The following is a 7,733-nucleotide window of genomic DNA, read 5'->3' as shown; positions in this document are numbered from 1 at the left end:
AGCGAACACCGGGGGCGTCGGTGTGGCTGTGGGGGTGGGCTTGAGAACCATCGGCTAACAACTCAAGTTTCAACCGCTTTCAGAAAAGCTACTGGTAACATGAGGGTTTCAAATTTGGAATTGCTGGTCTCCAAGCCGCATAAGCATCAGCACAGCGGCAACCCTTACCGGGTCAGCATCGAGGTGCATCTGCCGCGCAACCGGCGCTTGGTGGTGAACGAGGAGCCGGCAGTCGTCGAGCAGGAATCCAACCTGCGCACCGTCATCGAGGCCGCTTTCTCGGTCATGGAGCGACGTCTCCAATCGGCCGGCGAGCCGCGCCGGCGCGATGCCCTCAGACCCGCCGACGAGGAGCCGCGCGGGCTGATCGTGCGGCTCTTTCCCGATGAAGGTTACGGCTTCCTGCGCACGCCCTATGGCGAAGAGCACTATTTCCATCGCAACAGCGTGCTCCACGACAATTTCGACCGCCTCGCGGTCGGCACCGAGGTGCGCTTCGAGCCGGAGATGGGCGACGCTGGCCCACAGGCGAGCAGTGTTCAGATCGTCAACAAGCCTGGAGCCCGCGAGACCGAAGACACCCAGGCTCGGGACGATGTCCCGGCTGAGTGGCGTAATACCGCCAGCTGAGGCGGAGACTGAGCATCAAGGCCTCGCCACACCACAGAGATGCGACATACCAGACCGTTAGCGGTGCATCATGAGGACGAAGGGATCGCGGACAGCGGCAGGAACATTGGCAAAGGCTCAGGTCGCTCGAGCAAAGCCCCTTCCAGTACCCTGAATGCCTCAAAGCCATACTGGCGATAAAACGCCTGCGCCTCCGGCTTGGCGTCGACTACGACGCCGATGCAACCGACCTCCTCAGCCGTCTGACGGGCGAGCGCTAACGCGAACCGGAGTAACGCCTTGCCAACTCCATGACCCTGTGCCTGCTCGGCCACTGCCAGTCGCGCAACACGGAGCACGGGCAACGTATAGCGCGGAAGTTGACGGCTTTGCCATGATCTTGACCCTGCCGAGAGCCGAAAGCCGAAAGCCGACACTCGCCGCAACAGTAATGGAGGAACCGATGAACGAGCCTGATCACCCTTTCATGGACCAGCGAGCTGCATCACAGTCTCTGGTACTCGATCAGATGAGCGCGCGGACATGACGGATGCTGGTAGTGCCAATGATGCGGTGCCGATCCTGCTCACCATCGGCGGGATCTTCCTGATCGGGTTGTTCGCCGATCTGCTCGGGCGGCGCACGCCGTTGCCGCGGGTCACACTGCTGCTGCTCGCCGGGCTGCTGGTTGGACCCGAGGTGTTGGATCTGCTGCCGGCCTTCACCGAGCAGTGGTTTCCGATCCTGACCAATCTGGCACTGGCGATGATCGGGTTTCTGATCGGGCAGACGATCCGCCCCGAGAACCTGCGGCGACTGGGCCGGCGCGTGCTGATCCTGTCGACGAGCAAGGTGATCCTCGCCTCGGCCTGCGTGTTCGGCGGCCTGCTGCTGCTCGGCGTGCAGCTGGAGGCCGCACTGCTGCTGGCCGGCATCGCCCCAGCCACGGCGCCGGCGGCCACCTTCGACGTCGTCCACGAAATCGAGGCCGAAGGCGAATTCACCGACACCCTCCTCGGCATCGTCGCCATCGACGATGGCTGGGGCATCATCCTGTTCAGCCTGCTGCTCAGCATCGCCGAGCGCGTCGCCGGCGACAGCGGCTCGCTGGGCGTGCTGCTCTCGGCAAGCTGGGAGCTGTTCGGCGCCTTGGCACTCGGCGCCTTGCTCGCCGCACCGATGGCCTATCTGAGCGGGCGCATCACACGCGGCGAGCCGACCCAGGCCGAGGCGCTCGGCTTCGTGCTGCTGTGCGCCGGACTCGCGCTCTGGGCCGAGGTCTCCTACATCCTCGCCTGTATGACACTCGGCGCCTTCGTGTCGAGCTTCGCGGCCCATCACAAGCGCCCGTTCCAGGCTATCGAAGGGATCGAATGGCCCTATCTGATCCTGTTCTTCCTGCTCGCCGGGGCCTCGCTGCATCTCGACGCCCTCACCGCGGTCGGTTTGATCGGTGCCGTCTACATCCTGACACGCGCCGCGGGGCTGTATCTCGGCGCGCAGCTCGGGGGACGGGTCAGCGGTGCTCCACCGCGCATCTACAACTGGATCGGTCTCGCGGTCCTGCCGCAGGCCGGGGTGGCCCTGGGCTTGGCGCTGGTCGCCGCCCAGGCCTTCCCGCCGCTCGAGGATCTCATCCTGCCCACGGTGCTTGGCACTACCGTGGTCTTCGAGCTGATCGGCCCCGTGGCGGCCCGCTTCGCGCTGCGTCGGGCTGGGGAGGCGCACGCCTGAGTGCGCACTGCAATCGAGGCACGGCGATCGAAATAGCGACAGCGAACAGCGAAGCAACCGAGTGGCACGCAAGATGCTCCAATTTCAATAAGCGCAACCGATGCAGACCCAAACCACCGGCTGGCGCCGGTCGCAAAAGAGGAGTCGTGAACGATCGAGGTCGATGCGGTCAACTTGGCGCGCAAGGTCGGCGGGAGCGATCGGCTAGCGACGATTCGTTCGACGGTTGGGGATGAGGGTACGTTTCCGCCTCAGGCCGCCTGGCGCGGCTTTGCGCTCAGGCGCAAATCAACGTGGATATTGGCATAAGGGCAGAGCACCCCACCGCGCTCAGTGCGCTCCACCAATCCCAGTTGTGCGAGCGCCGTCACATCCTCATGCACCCGTTTCACGTCACGCCCAAGGCGGCGGGCGAGCTCGCGAACGGACAACGCTCCGGTGCCCATCAGCGCCTGCACCAAGGACCAGCGCCGTTCCGTCAAACGGCCAAAGAGTATGTCGGCAGACTCGAAATTCAGCGTCTCGCCTTGATAGCTCTCGGCCTGCGCGAGGGTGCCTGCCGCACGCAACGCCGCACGCCAATCCGCATTGAGCGTGATTCTTAGTGTTCGCTTCTCCATCGTTCGACCTCTGTCATCAGATCCTCGATCAGCTGATCGACGCCTGTAAATTGGTACGGCTGTTCCTGCCCCTGGCGGTGGCAGTGATCGCCCTTGCCGCGCTCGTTATCGAAGCCAATCACCCGTTCGCCGTTGACCACAAACACCGCTCGGTATTTATAGCGGTGCATGCAGGGTGGCACCGCTGCTGGTAGGTGCCAGACCACCAGCTCAAGGATTCCGCCCTCTGGCGTGATGTCTTTGAAACTCGTGATGAGCGTGGCCTTCATGTTGGCAACAATGCCAACGCAAGCGGCCGTTGTCAATAACGTCAACGAATTGAAAAATCGCGGCCTGACGCGGTCGGGGATCGAGCTTCGCGATAGAGCTCTCCCGGCGGGGTGTTCGATTGCTGGAGTCAAGCCATCGTCAGGGGAAGCGGCCCGGCTCCCCAGGCGATAAACCCACTGCGCTCCGTTCAGCGATGAGCGCCAGCCAACCCATGGAGACTGTTCCCGGCGAACAGCTCGGCGGCCTCGCCGAGGGTCTCCGAGAGCGTCGGGTGGGGATGGATGGCGAGCGACAGATCCTCAGCGAGTGCGCCCATCTCAATCGCCAGCACGGCCTCTGCGATCAGCCCTTCGGCGCCGCGCCCGACAAGGCCGGCACCGAGCAAGCGTCCGCTGTCCGGGTCCATGATGAGCTTAGTCAAACCGGCCTCGGCGCCCAGACTCAGCGCCCGGCCCGAGCCCTGCCAAGGAAAGCGGGTGACGCTGACCTGGCGCCCTTGCTGCTCGGCCTCGGCCTCGCTCAGGCCGCACCAGGCGATCTGCGGATCGGTGTAGATCACCGCCGGGATGGCCCGGGCATCGAAAGCGGCCGGCCGTCCGGCGATCACCTCAGCCGCCACCCTGCCCTCGTGCATGGCCTCATGCGCGAGCTGCTGGCCGCCGGCGACATCGCCAATGGCGAAGATTCCTTGCGTGCTGGTGCCGCGTTCGGCATTGACCTTGATGAAGCCCTGATCATCGGTCTCGATACCGGCCTCATCGAGTCCGAGGTCGCTGGTGTTGGGGCGCCGTCCGATCGCCACCAGCACCCGCTCGAACGACTGCTCGCGCGAGCCATCGGCGTCTTCGAGTCGGACGCTCACCCGATCTTGCTGTTCCTCGGTCGTCCGCACGCTGGTCTCCAGCGCGATGCGCTCGAAGCGTTGCTCGAGCTGCTGGCGTAGCGGCTCGACCAGCTCCGGATCGGTACCCGGTAGCAAGCGGTCGGTCTGCTCGACCAGACTGACCCGCGCACCCAGCGCAGCGTAGACGCTGCCGAGCTCGAGTCCGACGTAGCCGCCACCGACTACCAGCAGCCGCTCGGGGATATCGGCCAAGGCCAAGGCGCCGGTCGAGTCCATGATCCGCCCCTGCGGGCTCGCACTCAGACCCGGCGGCGACAGGGGCTGCGAGCCGGTTGCGATGATCGCCTGCTCGAAATCGATGCTCGAGTACTCGGACGCCGAGAGCAGCAGCCGCCGTGGCCCGGCGAAACGCCCGCGGCCCTGGATGCGCTGGATGCCGCGCGCCTCGCACAGGCCGGCAAGGCCCTTGGTCAGACGCTCGACGATGCCATCCTTCCAACCACGCAGCCGCTCGAGATCCCACTGTGGCTCGCCGAGCCCCAGCCCCATCGCCTCAGCCTCGCCCGCGATGACAGCGGTCTCGGCGGCCTGCAGCAGGGCCTTGGATGGGATACAGCCGCGCTGCAGGCAGACGCCTCCGAGCACCGGCTCATCGCTCACCAGGGTCACATCGAGCCCGAGATCAGCGGCCCGGAATGCCGCCGCATACCCGCCTGGCCCGGCGCCGAGCACCAGCACCTGGGTCTCGACTGGTAGATCGCCCATTACCATCTCGATACCTCCATCGCGCCACCGCGATCGCGACAGCTCGATCGTGACAGCCCAATCACAACCGCTCGATCACGACAGGGCGGCTTGCTTGCTCAGGCCGTTAGCAGCAGGCGTTCAGGGTCCTGCAGCGCGGCCATGATTTGGTTGACGAAGCGGGCGGCATCGGCGCCGTCGTTGACGCGATGATCGAAGGCCAGGCACAGCGGCAGACGACGCCGCGCACTGAACCTTGGATTGTCCGGATCACCCTCGGCAACCGGTTGCAGCGAGGCCCGCCCGAGCCCGAGGATGGCGACCTCGGGATGACGGATGATCGGCGTGAAGACCGTGCCGCCAATGCCGCCGACATTGGTCAGCGTGAAGCTGCCGCCTTGCAGCTCGTCGCGCTCGGCCTTGGCCTCACGGGCGCGCTCGCTGAGGTTCACCAGCTCGACGGCAAGCTCGATCACGCTCTTGCGATCGACATCCCGCAACACCGGCACCAGCAGACCCTGGCCGGTGTCGACGGCGACGCCGATGTTGTAGTAGTGCTTCAGCAGGATGCTGTCGTCGTCCTCGTCGAGGCTGGCGTTGAAGCGCGGAAAGGCCTTGAGCGCGCCGACCAGGGCCTTCAGCACCAGCACCGTGAGCGTCAGTTTGCCGCCGGCCTCCTCGACCTTGGCAAGATGCGCCTGCCGAAACCGCTCAAGCGCCGTGATATCGGCGGTGTCCTGGTGCATCACATGCGGGATCCGCGCCCAGGAGCGGGCCATCTCGCGCGCCGTGGTACGGCGAATCGAGCGCAGTGCGAGGCGCTCCGTCTCGCCCCAGCGCGAGAAATCCGGCAGTGTGTCTCCGCGCTCGCCAGCCTGGGGTTTCAGTTGACGGTCCGACTTGGGCTTTGCTGAGGGCTTTGCTGGAGGCTTTGTCGAGGTTTCCGCTGGCGGCTCCTCTCGCTTCTCCGCAGAAGGCTCCTCTGCTGGTGCCTCCGCTGATGGCTGCTCTTGCGTCTTCGCTGATGGCTCCTCAGGCTGTCGTTGCGACTTGCCTTCGGTCGCGGACTCCGCCTCGCCGGCGGCCTGCGCCCTGCGGCCCTCGGCAGCAGCACGCACATCCTCAGCCAGCACTCGGCCTGCGGGTCCGCTGCCGTCGACCGCCCTGAGATCGACCTTGAGCTCACGCGCGAGTCGGCGGGTCGATGGGGCGGCCGGCACGGGTCTGTTGCGGGTGGAGCGCTCGGCATCTGCTTGGCGCTGCGCTGCTTCGCCGCTGCGTACATCGGTCTTGGACGCCTCTGCTTCGCGGGTGCGTTCATCAGCCCTGCGCTCGCTGGCCTCTGACTCATGTTCATTGTCACCATCGCCCGAGACGGTCATCAACAGATCACCCACACGTACCTGGTCGCCGGTTTCGACAGCGATACGCTCAACGGTGCCGGTATAGGGTGAGGGGATCTCGGTGGTCGCCTTATCGGTCTCGGCGGCGAGGACCGTCTCGCCTTCTTCAATCTGGTCGCCGACGGCCACATTGATCTCGACGATCTCGGCCTCGTGGATGCCTTCGCCCGGGTCCTGCAATCGAAATGCTCTACTCATCTTCTGCCCCTCAAGCCCTGCCCCTCAAGCCTCGAGCACCTGATGTGCGCTGGTGACGATGCGCGCGACATCCGGCAGATAATCGGTCTCGCGCGCGAAGAACGGCACCTGGGTGTCGTAGCCGGTCACCCGCGCGATGGGTGCCTCCAAATACCAAAAGGCCTTCTCGACCAGCCGGGCGATGACCTCGGCACCCGGGCCATAGCTGCGGTGCGCCTCGTGGACGATGACCACCCGGCCGGTGCGCCGCGCCGAGTCCGCGAGACGCGTATCGTCGAGCGGCGAGAGGCTCAGCAGATCGATGACCTCGGCCTCGGTGCCCTCCTTGGCAAGCTGCTCGGCGGCCTTCAGCGTCGGCTGCAGCATCGCGCCCCAGCTGATGAGCGTCAGATCGTTGCCCTCGCGCCGGGTTTGCGACTCGCCGAGCGCCATCGGCTCGTCGTCGTCGGGAACCTCCTCGCGGAAGGCCCGATAGAGACGCTTGGGCTCGAGGAAGACGACTGGATCGGGGTCGCGGATCGCCGCGCGCAGCAGCGCGCGGGCGTTGCGCGGCCCCGAGGGCGCCACCAGCTTCAACCCCGGCGTGTGGGCGAAGTAGACCTCCTTGCTCTCGGAGTGGTGCTCAAGGGCGCGCACGCCGCCGCCATAGGGCATGCGCATCACCAGCGAGGCGCTGAAGCGCCCGCGCGAGCGCCAGCGCAGCCGCGCCGCATGCCCCTCGAGCTGCTGCATGGCCAGATAGCTGAAGCCGGAGAACTGGATCTCGCAGACCGGACGCAGCCCGTGCGCGGCCATCCCGATCGAGACGCCGACGATGGCCGATTCGGCCAACGGGGTGTCGATCGCACGTGCGGCGCCAAAGCGATCCAGCAGGCCCTCGGTGACGCGAAACACGCCGCCGTCGACACCGACGTCCTCGCCGAGCACCAGCACCGCATCATCCTCGTCCATCGCCTCGCGCAGGGCCTGGTTGAGCGCCTGCGCCATGGTCAGTTTCGCCATCACTCAGCCCTCCCCCCGCCTTCCCCCAGGCGGCTCGCCATCTCCTCGCGCTGCTCGCGCAGCGTCCGAGGGAGCTCGGCATAGTTGTGCGCGAAGATATCAAGCGGCTCGTCGAGTTCCTGCATCGCCTGCTCGGTCTATGGCCCACTGGTTGTTTTGGCAGACGAACAGGGTCGGGGTCGCGAAGACGCTGGCGAAGTTCATCGCCTCGTGGAAGTCGCCCTCGGAGGTCGCCCCATCGCCGAAGAACACCAGCGCGACCGCGTCGGTATCGCGGTAGCGGGCGGCATAGGCCAGCCCAACCGCATG

At 65.9% G+C, this 7,733-nt stretch carries 10 protein-coding genes; 2 read left to right on the top strand and 8 right to left on the bottom strand.

Translation table 11 applies throughout. The features are described from left to right. The first annotated feature begins 99 nt into the window (after nucleotides 1-99). Nucleotides 100-630 (top strand): cold-shock protein, encoded by a 531-nt coding sequence (locus tag CCR82_RS17945; protein ID WP_201247183.1) that lies wholly within the window; start codon nucleotides 100-102, stop codon nucleotides 628-630. A gap of 68 nt (nucleotides 631-698) precedes the next feature. On the opposite strand, the gene CCR82_RS17940 is transcribed toward CCR82_RS17945, so the two are convergent. Beyond that, nucleotides 699-968, bottom strand: coding sequence for a GNAT family N-acetyltransferase (locus CCR82_RS17940; protein WP_338073210.1), 270 nt, complete (start codon nucleotides 966-968; stop codon nucleotides 699-701). A gap of 184 nt (nucleotides 969-1,152) precedes the next feature. On the opposite strand from CCR82_RS17940, the gene CCR82_RS17935 reads away from it, so the two are divergent. Next, nucleotides 1,153-2,343, top strand: coding sequence for a cation:proton antiporter (locus tag CCR82_RS17935; RefSeq protein ID WP_201247182.1), 1,191 nt, complete (start codon nucleotides 1,153-1,155; stop codon nucleotides 2,341-2,343). Between the two features lie 251 nt (nucleotides 2,344-2,594). Here the strand turns inward: CCR82_RS17935 and CCR82_RS17930 are convergent, their stop codons facing one another. The 7 genes from CCR82_RS17930 to CCR82_RS17905 form a co-directional block, all read right to left on the bottom strand. After that, the gene (locus tag CCR82_RS17930; protein ID WP_201247181.1) at nucleotides 2,595-2,963 is read right to left on the bottom strand and encodes an HVO_A0114 family putative DNA-binding protein; all 369 of its coding nucleotides are present in this window, start codon (nucleotides 2,961-2,963) and stop codon (nucleotides 2,595-2,597) included. After that, complete coding sequence (locus CCR82_RS17925; protein WP_201247180.1) at nucleotides 2,945-3,232, bottom strand: toxin-antitoxin system TumE family protein; 288 nt, start codon at nucleotides 3,230-3,232, stop codon at nucleotides 2,945-2,947. The genes CCR82_RS17930 and CCR82_RS17925 overlap by 19 nt, the downstream gene beginning before the upstream one ends. 188 nt (nucleotides 3,233-3,420) lie before the next feature. Then, nucleotides 3,421-4,842 carry a dihydrolipoyl dehydrogenase gene (gene lpdA / locus CCR82_RS17920; RefSeq protein ID WP_201247179.1) on the bottom strand — a complete coding sequence of 474 codons (1,422 nt, stop codon included), beginning with the start codon at nucleotides 4,840-4,842 and terminating at the stop codon, nucleotides 3,421-3,423. Nucleotides 4,843-4,940: 98 nt separating this feature from the next. Further along, a complete protein-coding gene (locus CCR82_RS17915; RefSeq protein ID WP_201247178.1) occupies nucleotides 4,941-6,422 on the bottom strand; it encodes a 2-oxo acid dehydrogenase subunit E2 in 1,482 nt (493 codons plus the stop codon). Nucleotides 6,423-6,446: 24 nt separating this feature from the next. Further along, nucleotides 6,447-7,424 (bottom strand): alpha-ketoacid dehydrogenase subunit beta, encoded by a 978-nt coding sequence (locus tag CCR82_RS17910; RefSeq protein ID WP_201247177.1) that lies wholly within the window; start codon nucleotides 7,422-7,424, stop codon nucleotides 6,447-6,449. Then, on the bottom strand, nucleotides 7,424-7,549 hold the full coding sequence (locus tag CCR82_RS19010) for a hypothetical protein (RefSeq protein WP_276570605.1): 126 nt from the start codon (nucleotides 7,547-7,549) through the stop codon (nucleotides 7,424-7,426). The genes CCR82_RS17910 and CCR82_RS19010 overlap by 1 nt, the downstream gene beginning before the upstream one ends. Continuing rightward, nucleotides 7,524-7,733: thiamine pyrophosphate-dependent enzyme (locus tag CCR82_RS17905; protein WP_242513595.1), on the bottom strand; the 210-nt coding region annotated here is incomplete at its 5' end. The genes CCR82_RS19010 and CCR82_RS17905, both read right to left, overlap by 26 nt.

The organism is Halochromatium salexigens, assembly GCF_016653295.1.
Lineage (GTDB): Bacteria > Pseudomonadota > Gammaproteobacteria > Chromatiales > Chromatiaceae > Lamprobacter > Lamprobacter salexigens.
Note: the sequence above shows the minus strand (reverse complement) of the source record. Positions and strands in the feature narration are given on the sequence as shown.

Coding starts and splice junctions, on each gene's coding strand:
- CCR82_RS17925 (WP_201247180.1), bottom strand. CDS start 3,232: ATGAAGGCCACGCTCATCACGAGTTTCAAAGACATCACGCCAGAGGGC.
- lpdA (WP_201247179.1), bottom strand. CDS start 4,842: ATGGGCGATCTACCAGTCGAGACCCAGGTGCTGGTGCTCGGCGCCGGG.
- CCR82_RS17930 (WP_201247181.1), bottom strand. CDS start 2,963: ATGGAGAAGCGAACACTAAGAATCACGCTCAATGCGGATTGGCGTGCG.
- CCR82_RS17945 (WP_201247183.1), top strand. CDS start 100: ATGAGGGTTTCAAATTTGGAATTGCTGGTCTCCAAGCCGCATAAGCAT.
- CCR82_RS19010 (WP_276570605.1), bottom strand. CDS start 7,549: ATGCAGGAACTCGACGAGCCGCTTGATATCTTCGCGCACAACTATGCC.
- CCR82_RS17935 (WP_201247182.1), top strand. CDS start 1,153: ATGACGGATGCTGGTAGTGCCAATGATGCGGTGCCGATCCTGCTCACC.
- CCR82_RS17915 (WP_201247178.1), bottom strand. CDS start 6,422: ATGAGTAGAGCATTTCGATTGCAGGACCCGGGCGAAGGCATCCACGAG.
- CCR82_RS17910 (WP_201247177.1), bottom strand. CDS start 7,424: ATGGCGAAACTGACCATGGCGCAGGCGCTCAACCAGGCCCTGCGCGAG.